General features: G+C 66.7%; 18 protein-coding genes. 9 read left to right on the top strand and 9 right to left on the bottom strand.

What is annotated here, in order from left to right; translation table 11 throughout:
• Positions 1 to 243: 243 nt before the first annotated feature.
• A complete protein-coding gene (locus AC5QAH_RS16390) occupies positions 244 to 1,035 on the bottom strand; it encodes an ABC transporter permease (RefSeq protein ID WP_019336752.1) in 792 nt (263 codons plus the stop codon).
• Positions 1,032 to 2,000: an ABC transporter ATP-binding protein gene (locus AC5QAH_RS16385; RefSeq protein ID WP_019336751.1), complete on the bottom strand. Its 969-nt coding sequence runs from the start codon at positions 1,998 to 2,000 to the stop codon at positions 1,032 to 1,034. Before AC5QAH_RS16385 ends, AC5QAH_RS16390 begins: the two co-directional genes overlap by 4 nt.
• An 84-nt stretch (positions 2,001 to 2,084) precedes the next feature.
• On the opposite strand from AC5QAH_RS16385, the gene AC5QAH_RS16380 reads away from it, so the two are divergent.
• Positions 2,085 to 2,834: a ferredoxin--NADP reductase gene (locus tag AC5QAH_RS16380; RefSeq protein WP_099559826.1), complete on the top strand. Its 750-nt coding sequence runs from the start codon at positions 2,085 to 2,087 to the stop codon at positions 2,832 to 2,834.
• Positions 2,835 to 2,908: 74 nt separating this feature from the next.
• On the opposite strand, the gene AC5QAH_RS16375 is transcribed toward AC5QAH_RS16380, so the two are convergent.
• From AC5QAH_RS16375 to AC5QAH_RS16365, 3 genes are all read right to left on the bottom strand, one after another.
• The gene (locus AC5QAH_RS16375; RefSeq protein ID WP_049454132.1) at positions 2,909 to 4,069 is read right to left on the bottom strand and encodes a lytic polysaccharide monooxygenase; all 1,161 of its coding nucleotides are present in this window, start codon (positions 4,067 to 4,069) and stop codon (positions 2,909 to 2,911) included.
• Positions 4,070 to 4,250: 181 nt separating this feature from the next.
• The gene (locus AC5QAH_RS16370) at positions 4,251 to 5,420 is read right to left on the bottom strand and encodes a lytic polysaccharide monooxygenase auxiliary activity family 9 protein (RefSeq protein ID WP_049454130.1); all 1,170 of its coding nucleotides are present in this window, start codon (positions 5,418 to 5,420) and stop codon (positions 4,251 to 4,253) included.
• Between the two features lie 233 nt (positions 5,421 to 5,653).
• On the bottom strand, positions 5,654 to 6,139 hold the full coding sequence (locus tag AC5QAH_RS16365; protein ID WP_043399484.1) for a DUF1203 domain-containing protein: 486 nt from the start codon (positions 6,137 to 6,139) through the stop codon (positions 5,654 to 5,656).
• A gap of 153 nt (positions 6,140 to 6,292) precedes the next feature.
• Here AC5QAH_RS16365 and AC5QAH_RS16360 point away from each other — a divergent pair, with 153 nt between their 5' ends.
• From AC5QAH_RS16360 to AC5QAH_RS16345, 4 genes are all read left to right on the top strand, one after another.
• Positions 6,293 to 7,495, top strand: coding sequence for a GGDEF domain-containing protein (locus AC5QAH_RS16360; protein ID WP_049454128.1), 1,203 nt, complete (start codon positions 6,293 to 6,295; stop codon positions 7,493 to 7,495).
• Between the two features lie 68 nt (positions 7,496 to 7,563).
• Positions 7,564 to 9,090, top strand: a complete 1,527-nt coding sequence (locus tag AC5QAH_RS16355; protein WP_143993894.1) for an alpha/beta hydrolase — start codon at positions 7,564 to 7,566, stop codon at positions 9,088 to 9,090.
• Positions 9,087 to 9,833, top strand: coding sequence for an ABC transporter ATP-binding protein (locus AC5QAH_RS16350; RefSeq protein WP_057504146.1), 747 nt, complete (start codon positions 9,087 to 9,089; stop codon positions 9,831 to 9,833). Before AC5QAH_RS16355 ends, AC5QAH_RS16350 begins: the two co-directional genes overlap by 4 nt.
• Positions 9,830 to 11,014, top strand: coding sequence for an ABC transporter permease (locus tag AC5QAH_RS16345; protein ID WP_125438238.1), 1,185 nt, complete (start codon positions 9,830 to 9,832; stop codon positions 11,012 to 11,014). Before AC5QAH_RS16350 ends, AC5QAH_RS16345 begins: the two co-directional genes overlap by 4 nt.
• 72 nt (positions 11,015 to 11,086) lie before the next feature.
• Here AC5QAH_RS16345 and AC5QAH_RS16340 read toward each other — a convergent pair whose 3' ends face one another.
• Both AC5QAH_RS16340 and AC5QAH_RS16335 read right to left on the bottom strand, forming a co-directional pair.
• Entirely contained in the window at positions 11,087 to 11,515 is a 429-nt protein-coding gene (locus AC5QAH_RS16340; protein WP_019336743.1) for a DUF7832 domain-containing protein, read from the bottom strand.
• 67 nt (positions 11,516 to 11,582) lie between these two features.
• Positions 11,583 to 12,368: an AraC family transcriptional regulator gene (locus AC5QAH_RS16335; protein WP_125438241.1), complete on the bottom strand. Its 786-nt coding sequence runs from the start codon at positions 12,366 to 12,368 to the stop codon at positions 11,583 to 11,585.
• Positions 12,369 to 12,445: 77 nt separating this feature from the next.
• Here AC5QAH_RS16335 and AC5QAH_RS16330 point away from each other — a divergent pair, with 77 nt between their 5' ends.
• Entirely contained in the window at positions 12,446 to 12,700 is a 255-nt protein-coding gene (locus tag AC5QAH_RS16330) for a hypothetical protein (RefSeq protein WP_010482232.1), read from the top strand.
• A gap of 84 nt (positions 12,701 to 12,784) precedes the next feature.
• Here the strand turns inward: AC5QAH_RS16330 and AC5QAH_RS16325 are convergent, their stop codons facing one another.
• Together AC5QAH_RS16325 and AC5QAH_RS16320 are read right to left on the bottom strand one after the other, a co-directional pair.
• Positions 12,785 to 13,786 carry an energy transducer TonB gene (locus AC5QAH_RS16325; RefSeq protein ID WP_010482231.1) on the bottom strand — a complete coding sequence of 334 codons (1,002 nt, stop codon included), beginning with the start codon at positions 13,784 to 13,786 and terminating at the stop codon, positions 12,785 to 12,787.
• Positions 13,787 to 13,986: 200 nt separating this feature from the next.
• Entirely contained in the window at positions 13,987 to 14,607 is a 621-nt protein-coding gene (locus AC5QAH_RS16320; RefSeq protein WP_197578091.1) for a TIGR00645 family protein, read from the bottom strand.
• A gap of 112 nt (positions 14,608 to 14,719) precedes the next feature.
• On the opposite strand from AC5QAH_RS16320, the gene AC5QAH_RS16315 reads away from it, so the two are divergent.
• From AC5QAH_RS16315 to AC5QAH_RS16305, 3 genes are all read left to right on the top strand, one after another.
• A complete protein-coding gene (locus tag AC5QAH_RS16315) occupies positions 14,720 to 15,409 on the top strand; it encodes a glutathione binding-like protein (RefSeq protein WP_010482229.1) in 690 nt (229 codons plus the stop codon).
• Positions 15,410 to 15,563: 154 nt separating this feature from the next.
• Entirely contained in the window at positions 15,564 to 17,789 is a 2,226-nt protein-coding gene (locus tag AC5QAH_RS16310) for a S9 family peptidase (RefSeq protein WP_329834328.1), read from the top strand.
• A gap of 25 nt (positions 17,790 to 17,814) precedes the next feature.
• Positions 17,815 to 18,330, top strand: coding sequence for a cytochrome c oxidase assembly factor Coa1 family protein (locus AC5QAH_RS16305; protein WP_029379809.1), 516 nt, complete (start codon positions 17,815 to 17,817; stop codon positions 18,328 to 18,330).
• The last annotated feature ends 4 nt before the right edge of the window (positions 18,331 to 18,334 follow it).

Here is an 18,334-nt window from a genome sequence, read left to right as displayed (position 1 = left end):
ATCCATCGTGTCGACCAAGGTCGACACCTACCCACAGCAGCGGCAATCTGTCCAAGGCGGGGTGGGTCCGATTGCGGGGGTGTCCGCGGCATGGATGCCGCGGCCAAGCCCCCAGGGATGGGTTTACGGCGTCCCCCGCAACCGGACCCACCCCGCCAACCCACGGAATGCCAGCTTTTGATGTTGCCGTAGAAGTTGACGTTGATTCGGCGGGTGCAGGGCCGCAGGCCCTGCACGCAAAACTCAGCTGCGCATGCCCACGCCGCGGCGCAGCAGCCACAGCGCCAGCGCCGTCAGCACCACCACGAAACCGATCATCAGGCCGTAAGCCACCGGCAGCGGCACATCGCTGCTGCCCAGCAGGCCATAGCGGAACGCATTGACCATGTAGAAGATCGGGTTCGCATGCGTGGCCGCTTCGGCCCAGCCCGGCAGCAGCTTCACCGAATAGAACACGCCGCCCAGGTAGGTCAGCGGGGTCAGGATGAAGGTCGGCACGATCGCCACGTCGTCGAACTTCTTTGCATACACCGCATTGATGAAACCGGCCAGCGAGAAGATCGTCGCGCCCAGGATCACCGTGGTCAGCATCACCAGCGGGTGCGGGATGCGCACCGGGGTGAAGAACATCGCGATGATCAGCACGATCACGCCCACCATCAGGCCGCGCAGCACGGCGCCGGCCACGTAGCCCCACAGGATCACCCAGTTCGGCATCGGGCTGACCAGCAGTTCTTCCACGTGGCGACCGAACTTGGCGCCGAAGAACGAGGAGCTGATGTTGCCGTAGCTGTTCTGGATCACGCTCATCATCACCAGGCCCGGCACGATGAACTGCATGTAGGTGTAGCCACCCATGTCACCCACGCGCGACCCGATCAGGTTGCCGAAGATCAGGAAGTACAGGGTCATGGTGATCGCCGGCGGCACCAGGGTCTGGCCCCAGATGCGCATGATGCGTGCGACTTCGCGGCGCACGATGGTCAGCAGCGCGACGCGGTTGCGCTGGCCGTCGGTCAGCTCGGTGGTGCTCATGCGGAAGTCTCCAGGTTGCCAGTGAGGCGCACGAACAGCTCCTCCAGGCGGTTGCTCTTGGTACGCATCGAACGCACGCGGATGCCGGCCTCGTTGAGCGTGGCGAACACGCGGTTGAGGTCCATTGCGCGTGGCATGTCGATGTCCAGCGTGTGCGGGTCCGGCGCGGTCAGCGTCGCGCCTTCGATCACCGGCAGCTGCGCCGGCAGCTCACCGTCGATGTCCAGCAGGAAGCCTTCCACGTCCAGCTTGGCCAGCAGGGCGCGCATCGGGCCCTGCTCGACGATCTGCCCATGGTTGATGATCGCCAGGTGGCGGCACAGGTACTCGGCTTCTTCCAGGTAATGGGTGGTGAGGATGATCGTGGTGCCGGCCGCATTGATCTCCTTCAGCACCCGCCACATGTCGCGACGGATCTCGATGTCCACGCCGGCGGTTGGCTCGTCCAGGATCAGCAGGCGCGGGCGGGTCATCATCGCGCGGGCGATCATCAGCCGGCGCTTCATGCCGCCGGACAGCGTGCGGCTCATCACCTGGGCCTTTTCCCACAGGTGCGCGCGCTTCAGCTCCTCTTCGGCGCGCTGTTCCGCTTCCTCGCGCGGCACGCCATAGAAGCCGGCGTAGTTCACCAGGATGTCGAAGGGCTTCTCGAACAGGTTGAAGTTGATTTCCTGCGGCACCAGCCCGATCAGGCGCATGGTGGCGCTGCGGTTGCGCACCAGGTCGCTGCCGAACACTTCCACCTGGCCCTCGCTGAGGTTGACCAGGGAGCTGATGATGCCGATCAGGGTCGACTTGCCGGCGCCGTTGGGGCCGAGCAGGGCGAAGAAATCGCCCGGGGCCACTTCCAGGGAAACCCCCTTCAGGGCCTGGGTGCCGTTGTCGTAGGTCTTGCGCAGGTCGCGCACGCGCAGGGCGGGCGCCATATCGTTCTGGGATGCCAAGCTCGAAGCCTTCGCGCCCATGGGCTGGCGCTGGAGAGGGGCGGGGAGGGGCTATTATAGAAGACCCCGAGGGCTTGCCCCGGCTACACACTGTCCCGAAAAGTCGTGCCTGTTCAATTCCCCCTCAAGCTGGTCGGCTGCCGCATGCTGGCCCCGACCGTCGGCCACTACCAGTTCGTGCGTGACGATGGGCAGCCGCTGGATTTCCAGCCCGGGCAGTTCATCCAGGTCCATTTCAGCTACGCCGACGGCACTGAAACCAAGCGCAGCTACTCGCTGGCGACCATCCACGACCATGCGCTGGGCCCGGGCGAGGCGGTGGATATCGCGGTCAGTTTCGTGCCCGGTGGCGCCGCCACGGCCCTGTTCGAGGCGCTGGAGCCGGGCGGCCAGATCAGTGCGTCCGGCCCCTATGGCCGGTTCTGCCTGAATCCCGGCGACCACAATGCCCGTTACCTGCTGATCGCCACCGGCACCGGCGTCACCCCGTACCGCTCGATGCTGCCGCTGCTGGAAACGGCGATGGCCGAACGGGGCGTGCAGATCGTGCTGCTGCAGGGCGCGCGCAGCCCGGGTGAGCTGCTGTACAGCGAAGATTTCTACAGCTTCGCCGAAAAGCACCGGAACTTCCGTTATGTTCCGTGCCTGTCGCGCGAACTGCCGGCTGATCCTCACCCGGACGTGCAGCACGGCTACGTGCAGCAGGCGCTGGCCGGTTTCACGCCGGACCCGGCCACCGACATCGCCTACCTGTGCGGCAACCCGGACATGGTCGATGCCTGCGCCGAGCTGCTGAAGGCCGCCGGCCTGGGCAACCCGCAGATCCGCCGCGAGAAGTACGTCAGCAGCAAATAGGTCCGGGTAGTGCCGGCCGCTGGCCGGCATTCCCTGAACCGGAGGCGGCATCACGCCGCCCCCGGTGCCCTGCTTCAGTACGCGATCCAGGCATCACGCCAGGCAAAGCCCGTGCCCGGGCGATAGGCATCGGCATTGATGTTGCACCACGCGCCCTCCGGGAACGGGCGGCAGGCGTAGAGCCTGCCGTCGGTACCCTTGACCACGGTTTCGCCCGGCTTGTAGCTGCCGATACCGGCCGGATACACGAAGTCGTAGTCGTCGCCCGGCGGCGGATCGATCGGGCCCGGCACACGGGTATCGATCTGGAACAGGTTGCCCGGCTTCAGGTAGACGCGGTTCTCGGTGGCCGAGGCGACCGGTGTGATCACGCCGTTCTTCATCACGCCTACGCGCGCCTGCTGCGCACTGGCGTTGACCTTGCGGGCCAGCGCCAGCGGCCACTGGTTCGCAGCGGTCTGACCTGCGGCCAGGGTGATCTCCGGGCGCTCCAGATCGTTGCCCTGAGCGTTGAACACGCGCAGGGTCACGGTGGTGCCCACGTCCAGCGCACCGCGGGCGGTGACCGGGCCGGCATCCTGCCACTGCGGCGGCGGGGTCACACCACCGCCCCCCTCAAAGCGCACGTCCGCGCAGGTATAGAACGCTTCACCGGAATCCGAGCGCTGCCAGGTGTTGTAGATGATGTGCTGGCCGCTGCGCTTGGGCAGTGGGCAATCCAGCTTGTAGACGTCGCCGGAGACCGGCACGTTACCCGCCGTGCAGAATTCCTGCAGGTCGGCCCAGCGCAATGGGCTGCCCGGCTGCCAGCCGTCGCGGGTGACGTAGAACTTCCACTCGCGGGTGGCATGCGGGGCCGGTGCCTTGAACTCGAAGGTGTAACGCCCGCGCGAATCGGCATGGATCGGTGAGGTCGGCCAGTCACTGCGGTTCAGATCGAGGCCGCGGTACTTGCTGTTGCCGCCGCTGCACAACTCGCCATCTGGAACCACCGCTTGATGGTTGCCATTGGCGTTGGCCTGATTGACACCGGCCCAGTCGTAGAACGGCTGGGCGCCACCAATGGCCTTGGCGGCGGCACAGGCCGGGTTGGTCGGATTTTCGGGATTGCCCTGGTAACAGGAATAGACGCGGCTGGAGGGTTTGGACATGGTGCCGTGGGCGAAAGCGCTGCCAGAGGTGGCAATGCCTGCGATCACAGACAGCGCGATGACAGTCCGATGTGACAGATGCATGGAGATCTCCTGTGGGTGGTGAAACCCCGCGAAGTCTCGGCATCCCACCCGCCCGCATCCATCGGATTACTTTGAAAAAAGCATCGCGTGGTTCCGTATGGGAACGGCTTCACACTCACGCGCTGGCGCGTCTCACGCTATGCAGGGAACGGCGCTCTGCCACCGTTCCCTGCACCCGGTCTCAGTATGCGATCCAGGCATCGCGCCAGGCCGCACCCACACCCGGCCGGTAGGCCTCGGCATTGACGTTGCACCACGCACCCTCCGGGAACGGACGGCAGGCATACAGCTTGCCGTCGCTGCTCTTCACCACGGTCTGGCCCGGTACATAGCTGCCGATGCCCGCCGGGTACACGTGGTCGAAATCACCGCCCGGCGACGGCGTACCCGGGTCCGGCACCCTGGTATCGAGCTGGAAGCGGTTGCCGTCCTTCAGGTACACGCGATTGTCGGTGGCCGACGCCGACGGCGTGATCACGCCATTGGCGAGCACGCCCACGCGCGCATGCTGTGCACTGCCATTGACCTTGCGCGCCAGAACCAATGGCCACTGCGTTGCAGACGTCTGGCCGCTGGCCAAGGTCGTTTCCACACGTTCGACATCGTTGCCGCTGGCGTTGAACACACGCAGTGCGAGCGTCGTTCCCACCGGCAGGTCGCCGCGTGCGGTGACCGGGCCAGCATCCTGCCATTGCGGTGCCGGTGTCGTACCACCACCGCCTTCAAAGCGCACGTCCATGCAGGTGTAGAACGCTTCGGTCGAATCCGAGCGCTGCCAGGTGTTGTAGATCACATGCTGGCCGGTGCGCTGCGGCAGCGTGCACTGCAGCTTGTAGGTGCCATCGGCCGACAGCGGCGTATTGCCCAGGGCGCAGAACTCCTGCAGATCGGCCCAGCCCAGCGGGCTGCCCGGCTGCCAGCCTTCGCGGGTGACGAAGAAGCGCCAGTCACGCGTGGCATGTGGCGCGGTCGCCTTGAACACGAAGGTGAACTTGCCATTGGCATCGGCGTGGATGGGCGTGGTCTGCCAGTCGCTGCGGTTCACGTCCAGGCCACGGAAGGTCGGGTTGTTGCCGCTGCACAGCTTGCCGTCGGGCACCACGGCCTGGTGGTTGCCGTTGGCGTTGGCCTGGTTGATGCCGTTCCAGTCGTAGAACGCCTGTGAGCCGCCGATGGCCTTGGCCGCGGCACAGGCCGGGTTGGTCGGGTTCTCGGGATTGCCCTGGAAGCAGGCATAGACGCGGCTGATCGGCGTGGTCATGGTGCCATGGGCAAATGTATCGCCGGCCAGCAGCAGTCCAGCGGCGGCCAGTGAAGTGGCCAGCAACAGCGGTGTGGATCGGAATGACATGGCGCTTCCTTGTGGTCGTCGAAAGAGAGCGGTGGCCGCAGGAGCTGCGCTGCACGGCGGACTTTCGGCGGCACCACGGCGAGTATCGAGTCGCAGCGCAGGGGGCGGAACCATGGAAATGCCGATCCGTGACTGTGGGTGTGAAGCCCTTCCCGCAGGCTTCACGCGGGACTGAACGGATGCGCTGGCGATCACGTCTTCGGCGTGGCAACGATCACGTCGTGGAGATCGTGCTACGTCGGCGTCATACCCACGCGATCCGCCTGGCATGAGAAGCAGCCGTGGGCCGCGTTGTGCAGCTGCACGAAGGCCACGGCAGGATCGGCAAACAGCGCGTCCAGCCGAGCGGAGACGTCCGTGCCCGCGCTGATCTCTGCGGCCAGCATCCATGCAGCCTGGTCATAAGCGCGCAACGAGATCATCCGGCGCTGTACGTACGGCGGTACTTCACCCGGCGGCAGCACGCAGCGGGTGACGCCACGCTGCACGAAGATCGGGCCCGAGGCGTGATAGGGCGAGTGCAGGGGCAGGTGCACATGGGACAACAGCAGCAGCTCGCTGCCACCGGGCGGATCGCTCAGGCTGATCCGGCAGGGGTGTCCTCCTGTTTCGCCGGCCCAGCGACGCTGGATGCCCAGCGCAGCCAGCGCGGTGTCGCTCTTCTCGAACAGGTGCAGGAACGGGCGGTGGTCGATGCCACCGAGGTACCACGCATGCATGGGCGTCTCCTTGGTTTTCCGCGATTCTGCGGATGCGCCGGCCGCCATGCTCGCCGTTTTCAGACCCCGCATCGCCATCGGGGCGGGAAGCGCCGGAGGGATCGCACCACAAGGCGCTAAGATGCGCGCGCCGCCCCGGCCGATGAGCGTCGCATGTCCCTGGATTTCCCGACCATTACCGTGCTTGGCTTCCTGCTCTGCATCGGCATTGCCGTGGGGTTCTCATTGCTGCTGGTGGTGCTGCGCGGGCAACCGGTGCTGCGCCTGTGGACCGCCAGCCTGTGGCTGCTGACCCTGGGTGTGACCCTGCTGGCGCTGCGACCCTACCTGCCGTTGGCGCCGGCCATACTGGCCGGGAATGCGGCGATGGCCGGCTGCGCGGTGCTGATGCTGCGCGGCGTGGCGCTGCATCTGGAACAGCCGCTGCCGCTGTGGCGTCCATTGTTGATGGCGGCCGCCTTCATGGCCTGCATCTTCGCCTTCCTGGTGCTGTGGCCGGACCTGGGCGTGCGCCTGCAGGTGTTCAGTGTGTTCACGCTGCTGGTCGATGGCTGGATCGCGTGGCTGCTGCTGCGGCATGCCCCCGTGCAGCAGCGCACCAGCTGCCGTCTGGCGGCGGCGGTGTTCCTGGCCGAGGCGGCCCTGTACGCGGTGCGCCTGTTCCTGCCGGTGGCACCCGATGCCGGCGAGGACATCATGCGCACCGGTACACCGATGTTCGTCACCTACCTTGCCGGCGTGATGCTGGAACTGGCGCGGTGCTTTGCGATGGTGCTGCTGCTGGTCGAGCGCATGCTGGTCGATCTGCGGCGTGCGGCGCGCACCGATGGGCTGACCGGCCTGCTCAACCGCAGTGCGGTGCTGGCCGATGGACAGGCACAGTTGCAGCGGATGCGTCGGCAGGGCAGGCCACTGGCCCTGTTGCTGGTCGACGTCGATCACTTCAAGCAGATCAACGACCGCTGGGGTCATCTGGCCGGAGACCAGGTACTGCGCCATTTCGCTGCGCTGCTGCAGCACGGTTTGCAGAGCCACGACACGCTGCTGGGCCGCTACGGTGGCGAGGAGTTCGTGCTGGTGCTGGCCGGCAGCACGCAGGGTGAAGCGATGGCGGGGGCTGCGGCGATCCGTACCGCTCTGCAGCAGAAGCCGGCGCGGCTGACCACCGGGCCGGTGACGGTCACCGCCAGCATCGGCCTGGCCATGGACGACGGCCACGGCGACCTGTCCACGCTGCTGGCAGCGGCAGACGCGGCGCTGTACCGGGCCAAGGCCGCCGGCCGCGATCGCCTGGCCTGCGCCACGCCGGCGGAGATTTCGCGTCTGCCCATCGCCGACGACGCCGTGCCCGTGTAAGTTGAGTCACATCTTCCGCGGCAGCCCGTCGTGGTTGCCAGGAACGTCCTCCAGGGGAAACGAGCACGATGCAAAGACACCACCTCGCGCTGGCCGCAGCGTTGGCCAGCCTGATGCTTGCCGGTTGCAGCCAGTCACCGTCACCCGGCGCCGAAGGCGCCAGCGATGCACCCAGCCGCCGCTTCGGCAGCATCGATTTCCAGCCCTGCACGCTGTCCACGGTAGGCGCCAGTGCCAACGTGGAAGCGCAGTGCGCCACCCTGCAGGTGCCGGAGGACCGGGCCCAGCCTGATGGCCGACGCATCGGCCTGCGCATCGCCTGGCTGGAATCGGGCAGCAGCGGCTCCAGCCAGCCCGACCCGGTGTTCTTCCTGGCCGGTGGCCCCGGCCAGGCCGCCAGCGAAGTGGCCGTCATTGTCGACACCGCGCTGCGCCAGGTGCGCAAGCAGCGGGACATCTTCCTGGTCGACCAGCGCGGCACCGGTGGCTCCAACCCGCTCAGCTGCCTCGGCGCGGACGGAAAGGAGCTGCCGATGGACGAGGACGCGGCGCCCTCCGAGGCCTTGCTGCGCGACTATGCCAAGCGATGCGCGGCTTCCCTGCAGGGACGTGCGGACGCACGTTTCTACACCACCACCGAAGCCATTGCCGACCTGGACGCGGTCCGCCAGGCCTTGGGCGTGGACCAGGTCAATCTGATCGGTGCGTCCTACGGTACCCGCGTGGCCCAGCGCTATGCGGGTACCTATCCACAGCACACCCGCAGCATCGTCATCGATGGCGTGGTGCCGAATGAGCTGGTGGTGGGCGGTGATTTCGCCACGACGTTCGAGGATGCGATCGCCCTGCAATCGGCGCAGTGCCGCAAGGATGCCGCCTGCAGCAAGCGCTTCCCGACCGACACCCGCGCGCAGCTGCGCAGCGTGGTCGAGACCCTGCGCCGTGCGCCGGTCTCGGTGGAGTATCGCGACCCCGGCACCAACCAGACCCGGCAGGATGTACTGAGTCCGGACAGCGTGATCGGCCTGGCGTTCGCCTTCTCCTATGTGCCGCAGTATTCCTCGCTGCTGCCGCTGGTTCTCGATGAAGCCGCGCATGGCCGCTATGCACCGCTGGCGTCGCTGGCACGTGGTGCGAACCGCAGCATGGATTTCCAGATCAATCGTGGCATGCAGTGGTCGGTGATCTGCAGCGAAGATGCGCCGCGCTACCACGCACCGGCCGAAGATCCCGAGCGCCTGTTCGGCAACGACGTGGCCAGTGCCTTCTTCGCCGCCTGCGCGGTATGGCCGCACCGGCCGGCACCGGCAGGCAATGCCGTGCCGCTGCGCAGTGACGTACCGGCGCTGCTGCTGTCCGGTGAGCTGGACCCGGTAACGCCGCCGCGCTATGCCGAGCAGGTGCTCAAGGGCCTGCCCAATGGTCGCGCGCTGGTCGCCCGCGGCCAGGGCCACGGCACGCTGACCGCCGGCTGCATGCCGCGCCTGCTCGGCCAGTTCATCGACAAGACCGATGCCAAGGCGCTGGATGCCGGCTGCCTGGACACGCTGAGCTACGTGCCGGCGTTCACCTCGTTCAACGGATGGGAACCATGATCGTCGCCGACAACCTGCACAAGGCTTTCGACACCCGCACGGGCCGCATCCAGGCGGTCTCCAACGTCGGCTTCCGCGCCGAGGATGGCCGCATCACCGGCCTGCTCGGCCCCAATGGTGCCGGCAAGACCACCACCATGCGCATGCTGTACACGCTGATGACCCCCGACCAGGGCAGCATCAGCGTCGATGGTGTCGATGCTGCGCGCAATCCGGTGGACGTACGCCGCCACCTTGGCGTGCTGCCCGACGCGCGCGGTGTCTACAAGCGCTTGACCGCGCGCGAGAACATCGCCTACTTCGGCGAACTGCATGGTCTCTCGGCCGAGCGCATCCGCGAGCGCATCGAGGTGCTGTCACATGCACTCGACATGGGCGATATCCTCGACCGCCAGACCGATGGCTTCTCGCAGGGCCAGCGCACCAAGACCGCGATTGCCCGCGCGCTGGTGCACGACCCACGCAACGTCATTCTCGATGAGCCGACCAATGGCCTGGACGTGATGACCACGCGCGCACTGCGCCGCTTCCTGCTGGGTCTGCGCGAAGAGGGCCGCTGCGTGATCCTGTCCAGCCACATCATGCAGGAGGTGGCCGCGCTGTGCGATCACATCGTGATCATTGCCAAGGGCACGGTGATGGCTGCCGGCAGCGCCGATGAACTGCGTGCGCAGGCCGGCGAATCCAACCTGGAAGATGCGTTCGTGAAACTGATCGGCAGCGAAGAGGGCCTGCACGCATGAGCATGATGTCGACCCTGATGACGGTGATGCGCAAGGAACTGCGCGACCTTTCCCGTGATCGCCGCACGCTGCTGCTGACCCTGCTGTTCGGGCCGCTGCTGTACCCGGTGCTGCTGCTGGGCATGGGCAAGCTGGCCGAGAGCCGGGTGCGCACCCAGATTGAACAACCGCTGCAGATTCCGACCATCGGTGCGGACAACGCGCCGAACCTGGTGCGCTTCCTCGCCGCGCAGGGGCTGAACACCGCACCGGCACCGAAGGACCTGGCCGAGGCCATCCGCACCCAGGACATCGATGTGGCGCTGCGCATCAGCGATGAGTTCGGCAAGGACTGGGCCGAGGGCAAGCCAGCGCTGGTGGAGGTGATCAAGGACAGCACGCGTCGCGCGGCCGAAGTACCCAGTGCACGCCTGGAGGCGGCGCTGGCCACCTACAACGGCCAGGTCGGTGCCTTGCGCCTGATGGCACGCGGCATCGACGCACAGGTGGCACGCCCGCTGGACGTGGCGCGCCAGGACCTGGCCAGTGCCGAGGCCAAGCGCGGCATGATCCTGTCGATGCTGCTGCCGGTACTGCTGACGCTGACCTCGTTCATCGGTGGCGCCTACCTGGTGATGGACGCCACGGCCGGCGAGCGCGAGCGGCAGTCACTGGAACCCTTGCTGGCCACGCCGGGCTCGCGCAGTGCGATCGTCAGCGGCAAGATCGCCGCCGCCTGCGTGGTCGGTTTCGTGTCGCTGCTGCTGACCCTGGTCGCGTTCAAGGTGAGCGCGCAGATCGCCCCCGGCAACATCGGCCGCCAGTTCAACATGAACGTCGGCTCGATGCTGCAGATGCTGCTGGTGATGTTGCCGATGCTGCTGATCGGCACCTCGCTGCTGACCTTCCTGTCGGCTGCGGCCAAGAGCATGAAGGAAGCGCAGAGCCACATGACCTGGCTGATGCTGCTGCCGATGATGCCCGGTTACGCGCTGGTGGCCTATCCGTTGAAGAGCGAGCTGTGGCAGTACGCCGTGCCGTTCCTGTCGCAGAACCAGATGCTGCTGAAGGTGATCCGCCACGAGCCGATCACGCCGGCAGTCTGGGCCATCTACCTGGGCGCCAGCCTCGGCCTGGCCGCACTGCTGTGGTTCGCCGCGGTGCGGCGCTACCACAATGAGCGTCTGGCGATCTCCGGCTAAGTGCGGGTGGTAGCGCCGGGCCATGCCCGGCGGATCTGAAACGAGGCCCGGTCATTCCGGGCCTCGTTGATTTCAGGACTGCGTTGCCTGCCAAATGGCGAAACGCTGGGCAATCACCGGTGCCAGTCGATCGAAGTTCTCCCAGGTATCGGCGACGTGGTACAAATCCGGGACATTGGCGCCCAGCTGTCCCTCATAGTCGTCCAGGTACTGGCCATTCTCGAGGTCGTAGTACGCAGCGGTGAACGTGTTGGCTTCATCACTGATCAGATCGTCGACGAATTTGCCGTCGCTGCACTCCAGCAGGAACAGGCCTGGCGTCGTTCTGCGTTCCAGCAGCGCCTGCAGGTCTTCTTCTGCGTCCTCGGCGAGCTCTTCGCTTGCCATGCCCTGTAGCAGCAGCCATGCCAGGTACATACCGATGTGAGTGGCACCGGCCTCTGCAGGAAGATCCGAAGGGAAGTCACCCCCGGAATGCCAGCTGGCGTCGTCGTACTTCATCTGTTGCGCTCCTGAAATCAGCAAGCAGCTTAGGTCGCAAGGAAGGCTAGAGGGAGTGCTGGATACGTCAGTCCTCCCCGTACCGCGCAGGCGTCACTCCCATCTCGCGCTTGAACACGGCGATGAACGCACTGGGCGTGTCGTAGCCCATCGACAGCGCGACGCTGATCACCGGTTCGCCCGCCAGCAGGCGTGGCAGCGACAGCAGCACGCGCAGGCGCTGCCGCCACTGGCTCAAGGTCATGCCTGTTTCGGCCTGCCAACGGCGGGCAAGGCTGCGGCCGGACAGGCCGCTGCTGGCGGCCCAGTCCTCGATGCTGCGGCCGTCTTCGGGTGCGCGCGCCAGTGCGGCGGCGATCTTCTGCAGTCGCCGGTCACGCGGTTGTGCCAGGGCAAGCGGCAGAGGCGTGCTGGCGGCGATCTCATCGGCGATCACACCGACCAGTCGTGCCTGCGCAGCATCCAGTGGCTGGTGGGGCCATCGCAGCGCACGTGTTGTCGCCGCCCGCAGCAGTGCATTGGGCTGGAAAATGCGCGGTGTGGCGGGCAGGCCCAGGCAGGCCTCGGCGTTGAAGTACAGGCTCCAGCCATCGAACCCGTCTGCGCTCAGCAGCGCGTGGGGCAGCAAGGGCGGTATCCAGGCGACGTGACCTGCGGGCAGCAGCCAGTGCAGGTCGTCGGCGGCGATCCGCAGCAGCCCCTGGTGTGCACCCAGCAGCTGCCCACGGGCATGCCGGTGGCGCGCTGTGCGACGCATACCGCGTTGGCGCAGCCCGGCCGCCAGCACCACCGGTCCGTCGGCGGTATCGGCCAACGTGGGGTCGAGTAATCCGGTGGTTGTCTGATCTGCCATATCAATTGGCAGTTATACGGCAGAAACGTCGCGTCCGCGTCCCGACACTGGAGCCTACTTCAACGGAGCGCTTCCCCATGCAGCCACAGGACATTCTTCCCGACCATCAGAACGACGTGCAGGTGAACGGCGTCACCGTGCGCAAGGGCAGCGTAGGTGCTTTCCTGGCCAGCGTTCGTGACTGGCAGGATCCGTCCAGCGATCCCGCCTTCCGCGCCACTGCCGAAGCTGACCTGCGTGCGTTGCTGCCGGGCCTGCATGCGCTGGGCCTGTTCCAGGTGCTGGTCGCGCGCGATCCTGCCCTGCAGCACCTGATTGATGGCGCGGCCTGAAACGGACAAGGCCCGGACGGACCGGGCCTTGGCGTCATGGAGGCGGCAGAAACGACTTGATCCCCTCCGTCCCCTTTTCTGCGGTCAGCCGCCCGGCGCGAACACCAGGGTGCGGCGGGTGGTGACCGGCGCGTTGACCGGCTCGAAGCGCCAGCGCTTGACCGCGTTCAGGGCTTCGCGGTCGAAGGTCCGTCCGGACGTTGCGCGCAGCACGCGGGCGCTGACCACTGAGCCGTCGGTGCCCACGGTGATCTCCACCAGTACTTCCCCCGACGTTCCCGAACGCAGGGCTTCGGCCGGATAGCGCGGCGCTGGCGTACTGACCGGGCGCAGGGTGGGAGCTGCGGCGGCGGCTGCCTGGCGCGCGGCGCTGGCCTGCTGGGCGGCGGCCTGCTGCTGCTTCTGTTCGGCATCGCGACGGGCCGCGGCCTGGCGCTCGGCCTCCTGGCGCTCGTTGTCGCGGCGTGCGGCATCCTGCTGCGCGGCGATCTGCTTGGCCGCGTCGGCTTCCTTGGTGCGCTGTTCGGCCAGGCGCTGCTGTTCGATCTGCTGCTTGCTGCGGTCCTCGGCGTCCTTCTTTGCCTTCTCGGCTTCGGTCTCGGTGCGCTTGGCGGCGTTCTCCACGCCCTTGGCCAGGCCTTCCTTCAGGCGCGGAAGTGCGGGGGCGGAGGCATCCACCTTCTCGATCAGTGCCACCAGGCGCTGCGCCTCGGTGTAGTCCTCGCGGCCCAGGTGCTGCTCGGCGGCGATCAGGGTGTAGGGCAGCAGATCGGTCAGTGCGCTCTTCACCGAGGCGTCGTCCGGCGTCTTGTCACGCAGGGCGAGGTAGTACTCGATGGCGTTGTCGCCGGCCGGTGCATACATGCGGTTCTCGCGCAGCGCCTGGCTGGCCGACTCGCGCAGCTGCTCGGTACCCATCGACTGCACCTTGGCAGCGACCACCGGTGCGGCGGGTGCGGCAGCGGCAGGCGCCGTGGCGGCAGCAGGCGCTGCGGATTCTTCCTTGCCCGAGCAGGCGGCCAGTGCCACTGCCAGGGCAACCGGCAGCCACCGGCGCGCGGCGGTGATCGTTGAGACGTGCGACATCCTGCTCCCCTCTAGAAGACGACGTGACGTAAATCATTGATACGCATGGCCGGGACCTGGGGTCCGGGCGCGGCAGGGTGACGTTTCCCGACGCCACCGCCGGCAACGGCGAGGGTGCAATCTAGCATCCCGGCCACCGCCGCGTACAAGGGGTGGTGGCCGGGACGGGCAACGGCGTCATGCCGCTGCTGGCAACGACCTCAGTGGTCGTGCGACTTGTCGTGGGACTTGCTGTGGCTGTTGGACATCAGCTTGTCGGTCCAGGCGATGCCGATCGCCGACAGGATGAACACGCAGTGGATGATGGTCTGCCACAGCACGCCGTCCTGGGTCAGCATCGAGCAGCGGGCGACACCGATGTTGGCAGCGGCCACGCTCATCTGCTCCGGCGTGCACAGCGGGATGCCGCCCAGCGCACCGCTGGCGATGAACGTCTTCAACAGGTGGATTGAGGAGATGCCGATGATCGCCATCGCCAGCTTCACCTTCAGCACGCTGGCGTTGACGTGGCTCAGCCATTCCGGCTGGTCCGGGTGGCCTTCCAGGCGCAGGCGCGAGACGAAGGTCTCGTAGCCGCCGACGATCACCATCACCAGCAGGTTGGAGATCATCACCACGTCGATCAGGCCCAGCACGATCAGCATGATCTGCTGTTCACCCATCGAGGCCGAATGCGAGATCAGGTGCCACAGTTCCTTGCCGAACAGGAACACATAGACGCACTGCGCCACGATCAGGCCCAGGTACAGCGGCAGCTGCAGCCAGCGTGAGGCGAAGATCAGCGTGGACAGCGGGGAGAGCGGCGGGCGGTTTGCACTCATGCGGAGGATGCTGCGTTGCGGGGGAGAGGCGAGGTTACCGGCCCGCCATGACGGTGCCAACCCAACTCACGCACTAGACTTCAGGTTCCTTTCCGCACCCCGAGCCGCCGCCATGATCGACCTGTATTACTGGCCCACCCCGAACGGCCACAAAGTGACCCTGCTGCTGGAAGAAGCCGGCCTGGAGTACCGCATCCACCCGGTCAACATCGGTTCGGGCGACCAGTTCAAGCCGGAATTCCTCGCCATCTCGCCCAACAACAAGATGCCGGCCATCGTCGACCACGCCCCGGCCGATGGCGGCGCCCCGCTGAGCGTGTTCGAGTCCGGCGCGATCCTGCTGTACCTGGCCGAAAAGACCGGCCAGTTCCTGCCCAGCGACCCGCGCGGCCGCGTCACCACCCTGGAATGGCTGTTCTGGCAGATGGCCGGCCTGGGCCCGATGAGCGGCCAGATGGGCCACTTCAACGTGTATGCGCCGGACAAGATCCCGTATGCCATCGAGCGCTACGACAACGAGGTGCGCCGACTGCACGGGGTGATGGACAAGCGCCTGGCCCAGCACGCCTTCCTTGCCGGCGACGCGTACAGCATCGCCGACATGGCCAGCTATCCGTGGATCGGCGCCTACGACAAGCTGCCGGTGGATTTCGCCGCGTTCCCGAACCTCAAGCGCTGGCACGACGCCATCGCCGCACGCCCGGCCACCCAGCGCGCCTATGCCCTGCGCCAGCAGGTGAACCCCAACGCCGGCAAGCCGCTCAGCGACGAAGAGCGCAAGCACCTGTTCGGCCAGCGTTGACCCAGGACGGTGGGTGCCGGCCGTTGGTCGGCACTCGTCAGCATTCCTTATGGGCAAAAGGTCATGCTGCCTTCCTGCACGGGCTTGGTTAGGATGGGGAACGACCGCCCCGTGCTCCGAGCCGGGGTGGACCTGCCGTTTGCCGGGATCCTCCATGCGCCACCTGTTCGCTTCGCTCGCCCTCATGCTCGCCACCACAACCGCCGCCCACGCTGAAAAGCTGACCCTGGAAGCCATCACCGGCCCGTTGCCGTTGTCCGGCCCGACCCTGATGAAGCCGAAGGTGGCGCCGGACGGTTCGCAGGTCAGTTTCCTGCGCGGCAAGGACAGCGACCGCAACCAGCTGGACCTGTGGACCTACGACATCGGCAGCGGCCAGACCCGGCTGCTGGTCGATTCCAAGGTGGTGCTGCCCGGCACCGAAACCCTCAGCGATGAGGAAAAGGCACGCCGCGAACGCCAGCGCATCGCCGCGATGACCGGCATCGTCGATTACCAGTGGTCGCCGGACGCGCAGCGCCTGCTGTTCCCGTTGGGCGGCGAGCTGTACCTGTACGACCTCAAGCAGCAGGGCCAGGCCGCGGTACGCCAGCTGACCCACGGTGAAGGATTCGCCACCGACGCCAAGCTGTCGCCCAAGGGCGGCTTCGTCAGCTTCATCCGCGGCCGCAACCTGTGGGTGATCGACCTGGCCAGTGGCAAGCAGCTGCAGCTGACCCGTGATGGCAGCACCACCATCGGCAACGGCGTGGCCGAGTTCGTCGCCGATGAGGAGATGGACCGCCACACGGGTTACTGGTGGGCGCCGGATGATTCGGCCATTGCCTTTGCCCGCATCGACGAGGCATCGGTGCCGGTGCAGAAGCGCTACGAGGTCTACGCCGACCGCACCGATGTGATTGAACAGCGGTATCCGGCCGCCGGCGACGCCAACGTGCGCGTGCAGCTGGGCGTGATCGCACCGGCCGCCGACGCGCAGCCGCGCTGGGTCGACCTGGGCAAGGAGCAGGACATCTACCTGGCCCGCGTCGATTGGCGCGATGCACAGCACCTGAGCTTCCAGCGCCAGTCGCGCGACCAGAAGCAGCTGGACCTGGTGGAAGTGGCGCTCGATTCCAACCGCCAGCGCCTGCTCGCCCACGAGACCAGCCCGACCTGGGTGCCGCTGCACAACAGCCTGCGCTTCCTGGAAGACGGCAGCGTGCTGTGGTCGTCCGAGCGCACCGGCTTCCAGCACCTGTACCGCATCGATAGCAAGGGCAAGGCCACCGCGCTGACCCACGGCAACTGGCCGGTGGACGAACTGCTGGCGGTCGATGAAAAGGCCGGCAAGGCCTACTTCCGTGCCGGCATCGAGACCTCGCGCGAAAGCCAGATCTACGCGGTGTCGCTGCAGGGTGGCGAGCCGCAGCGCCTGTCCAGGGCGCCGGGCATGCACAGCGCCACGTTCGCCCGCAATGCCAGCGTCTACGTTGACAGCTGGTCCAACAGCACTACGCCGCCGCAGATTGAACTGTTCCGCGCCAACGGCGAGAAGATCGCTACGCTGGTGGAGAACGACCTGGCCGATCCCAAGCACCCGTATGCGCGCTACCGCGATGCGCAGCGCCCGGTCGAGTTCGGCACGTTGACGGCTGCCGATGGCAAGACCCCGCTGAACTACAGCCTGATCAAGCCGGCCGGCTTCGATCCGTCCAAGCGCTACCCGGTGGCGGTGTACGTCTACGGCGGCCCGGCCAGCCAGACCGTCACCGACAGCTGGCCCGGCCGTGGCGACCACCTGTTCAACCAGTATCTGGCCCAGCAGGGCTACGTGGTGTTCTCGCTGGACAACCGTGGCACCCCGCGACGTGGCCGTGACTTCGGTGGTGCGCTGTATGGCAAGCAGGGCACGGTGGAAGTGACCGACCAGCTGCGCGGCGTGACCTGGCTGAAGCAGCAACCGTGGGTGGACCCGGCGCGCATCGGCGTGCAGGGCTGGTCCAACGGTGGCTACATGACCCTGATGCTGCTGGCCAAGGCCTCGAACCAGTACGCCTGTGGCGTGGCCGGTGCGCCGGTGACCGACTGGGGCCTGTATGACAGCCATTACACCGAACGCTACATGGATCTGCCGGCGCGCAATGAAGCGGGTTACCGCGAAGCGCGCGTGCTGACCCATATCGACGGCCTGCGCTCGCCGCTGCTGCTGATCCACGGCATGGCCGACGACAACGTGCTGTTCACCAATTCGACCAGCCTGATGAGCGCGTTGCAGAAGCGTGCACAGCCGTTCGAGCTGATGACCTACCCGGGTGCCAAGCATGGCCTGTCCGGCGCCGATGCCCTGCATCGCTACCGCGTGGCCGAAGCCTTCCTGGGACGTTGCCTGAAGCCCTGATCCGCAGTCGGGAAGGAGCCCGCCGATGACCCTGCCACCACCGATTCCCGCCCATCGACAGACGTCCGCCGGTTGGTGGTGCCGTCATTGGCGCTGGGCGATGCCGCTGACGGTGGTGCTGGTGCTGGGCGGCGCAGGTGGCGTGGTGACCTGGAGCGTGCTGCGCTGGAGCGAGGCGGCACGCGAGAGCCCGCCGATGCGCGAAGCGCTGCGTCGCGCGGGCTGCAGCATCGAACTGGTGGAAGCCTTCGGCGAGCCGCTGCATATCGAATCGATGCCGCTGGGCAGCATGCAGACCGCGATCAATGGCCAGCGCGATGTCGGCCTGACCGTTGCGCTGGAAGGACCGCATGCGCACGGGCGATTGTTCGTGCAGGGCAGCCGTCGCGATGAAGTCTGGGATTACCCGGTGATGTATGTATTGGCCGAAGACAAGCAGACCTTCGATCTGACCGCACTGGATGACGACGAGGCTGCGGGAGAGTGCGAGTTGCAGGCCTGCCGTGATCGCGGCGAATGCCCGCTGACCGCGGCGTTGTGACCTC

The sequence above is a fragment of the Stenotrophomonas sp. YJH_SMC_43 genome (assembly GCF_059372535.1).
The sequence above is the reverse complement of the archived record's forward strand: the minus strand, read 5'-3'. Positions and strand labels throughout refer to the sequence as shown.

Coding starts and splice junctions, on each gene's coding strand:
- AC5QAH_RS16390 (WP_019336752.1), bottom strand. CDS start 1,035: ATGAGCACCACCGAGCTGACCGACGGCCAGCGCAACCGCGTCGCGCTG.
- AC5QAH_RS16355 (WP_143993894.1), top strand. CDS start 7,564: ATGCAAAGACACCACCTCGCGCTGGCCGCAGCGTTGGCCAGCCTGATG.
- AC5QAH_RS16315 (WP_010482229.1), top strand. CDS start 14,720: ATGATCGACCTGTATTACTGGCCCACCCCGAACGGCCACAAAGTGACC.
- AC5QAH_RS16350 (WP_057504146.1), top strand. CDS start 9,087: ATGATCGTCGCCGACAACCTGCACAAGGCTTTCGACACCCGCACGGGC.
- AC5QAH_RS16375 (WP_049454132.1), bottom strand. CDS start 4,069: ATGCATCTGTCACATCGGACTGTCATCGCGCTGTCTGTGATCGCAGGC.
- AC5QAH_RS16340 (WP_019336743.1), bottom strand. CDS start 11,515: ATGAAGTACGACGACGCCAGCTGGCATTCCGGGGGTGACTTCCCTTCG.
- AC5QAH_RS16310 (WP_329834328.1), top strand. CDS start 15,564: ATGCGCCACCTGTTCGCTTCGCTCGCCCTCATGCTCGCCACCACAACC.
- AC5QAH_RS16370 (WP_049454130.1), bottom strand. CDS start 5,420: ATGTCATTCCGATCCACACCGCTGTTGCTGGCCACTTCACTGGCCGCC.
- AC5QAH_RS16305 (WP_029379809.1), top strand. CDS start 17,815: ATGACCCTGCCACCACCGATTCCCGCCCATCGACAGACGTCCGCCGGT.
- AC5QAH_RS16330 (WP_010482232.1), top strand. CDS start 12,446: ATGCAGCCACAGGACATTCTTCCCGACCATCAGAACGACGTGCAGGTG.
- AC5QAH_RS16360 (WP_049454128.1), top strand. CDS start 6,293: ATGTCCCTGGATTTCCCGACCATTACCGTGCTTGGCTTCCTGCTCTGC.
- AC5QAH_RS16365 (WP_043399484.1), bottom strand. CDS start 6,139: ATGCATGCGTGGTACCTCGGTGGCATCGACCACCGCCCGTTCCTGCAC.
- AC5QAH_RS16345 (WP_125438238.1), top strand. CDS start 9,830: ATGAGCATGATGTCGACCCTGATGACGGTGATGCGCAAGGAACTGCGC.
- AC5QAH_RS16385 (WP_019336751.1), bottom strand. CDS start 2,000: ATGGGCGCGAAGGCTTCGAGCTTGGCATCCCAGAACGATATGGCGCCC.
- AC5QAH_RS16325 (WP_010482231.1), bottom strand. CDS start 13,786: ATGTCGCACGTCTCAACGATCACCGCCGCGCGCCGGTGGCTGCCGGTT.
- AC5QAH_RS16335 (WP_125438241.1), bottom strand. CDS start 12,368: ATGGCAGATCAGACAACCACCGGATTACTCGACCCCACGTTGGCCGAT.
- AC5QAH_RS16320 (WP_197578091.1), bottom strand. CDS start 14,607: ATGAGTGCAAACCGCCCGCCGCTCTCCCCGCTGTCCACGCTGATCTTC.